This is a genomic window from Nocardia sp. NPDC060220 (assembly GCF_042727815.1).
In the GTDB taxonomy this organism is placed as follows: domain Bacteria; phylum Actinomycetota; class Actinomycetes; order Mycobacteriales; family Mycobacteriaceae; genus Nocardia.
In genome coordinates, this window is sequence record NZ_JBHWZY010001190.1 from 1 (window position 1) to 1,652 (window position 1,652).

The 1,652-nt window shown below is 69.4% G+C and carries 1 protein-coding gene; it reads right to left on the reverse strand.

Annotation, left to right across the window (positions count from 1 at the left end; all coding sequences use genetic code 11):
• The coding region (locus ACFWF3_RS35135; protein ID WP_379318426.1) for a methylmalonyl-CoA mutase family protein at positions 1-1,652 on the reverse strand (1,652 nt) is incomplete at both ends.

Below are 1,652 nucleotides of genomic sequence, written 5' to 3' on the forward strand. Positions count from 1 at the left end.
CCTTGAGGATGTCGGCCTGCACCGTGCCGCGCACGGTCGACAGCGTGCGTGCCCGGATATCGGCGGCTTCCGCCGGTGTCGGCTCGCGCCCTTCGGCATCGGAGAAGCACTGCAGCGCTTGATCGATCGCGGTGTTGAGGAAGAAGGCGAGGATGGTCGGGGCGGGGCCGTTGATGGTCATCGAGACCGAGGTGGCCGGGGCGCCGAGGTCGAAACCGTCGAACAGGGTGCGCATGTCCTCGACGGTGGCCACCGAGACACCGGAGGTGCCGACCTTGCAGTAGATGTCGGGGCGTTCGGCCGGGTCGTGGCCGTAGAGGGTGACGGAGTCGAACGCGGTGGACAGGCGGGTGGCTTCGGCATGGGCGCTGAGGACCTTGAAGCGGCGGTTGGTGCGGGCCGGATCACCCTCGCCCGCGAACATCCTGGCGGGGTCCTCGTTCTCGCGTTTGAACGGGAAAACGCCTGCGGTGAAAGGAAATCGGCCGGGCAGGTTCTCGGCGCGCAGAAAACGCAGGAGGTCGCCGTCGTCGGTGCAGCGGGGCAGGGCCACCCGGGGAATGCTGGTCCCGGACAGGGATTCGCGGCGCAGCGGCGTGCGCAGTTCGCGGTCGCGGATGCGCACCACCTGTTCGTCGCCGCGATAGCTCTCGGCGACCGTCGGCCAGTCGGCCAGTGCCGCGGTCGAGGCCGCGGAGAGGGCGGGACGGGCCTGCGTGAGCAGGTCGGCGACCGCCGCGTCGTCGGGGAGCTCGGCGTGTACCAGTGCCAGCCGTTGAATTCGTTGGGCGGCAGTGGCTTCGCGCTGGGTGTCGGCGTGGTAGCCGCGGACCGTGTCGGCGATGTCGGCCAGATACCGGACCCGTGACGGGGGCACGAGCTGGGCGAAGCGGGTGGAGACCGAGGTGTCGACGCGGGGCAGGGCGCCGGGCTCGAGCGTCAAGCCGCGTTCGGTGAGCAGGCCGGTGAGGTGCTGGTACAGGGCGGTGACGCCGTCGTCGTCGAACGTCGCCGCACTGGTGCCGAAGACCGGCATGTCAGCGGGGCTCGCGCCGAATTCCGCACGGTTGCGGATCAATTGGCGCGCCACATCACGCACCGCGTCGGCCGCGCCACGGCGCTCGTACTTGTTGATCGCGACGACATCGGCGTAGTCGAGCATGTCGATCTTCTCGAGCTGGGACGCGGCGCCGAACTCCGGCGTCATCACATACAGCGCCACATCCACGTGGTCGACGATGCCCGCGTCGCCCTGGCCGATGCCGGGGGTCTCGAGGATGACCAGGTCGTGACCGGCGGCCCGGCAGGCGGCGATCATGGCGTCGATATCGTCGGGCAGTTCGTGATTGCCGCGGGTGGCCAGTGACCGGAAATACACGTGATCACCGTCGAGGGCGTTCATCCGGATCCGGTCACCGAGCAGGGCGCCACCGGCTCGCCTGCGGGTCGGGTCCACCGCGAGCACGGCGATGCGCAGCTTGTCCTGCTGGTCGGTGCGGAGCCTGCGCACCAATTCATCGGTGAGGGAGGACTTTCCGGACCCGCCGGTGCCGGTGATGCCGAGAACGGGAACACGCCGTGTGGTCGCGGCCGCGAGGATCGCCGCTCGATCGGATTCGGGCAGCGAGCCCTGCTGCAGGCAGGTAATGGTG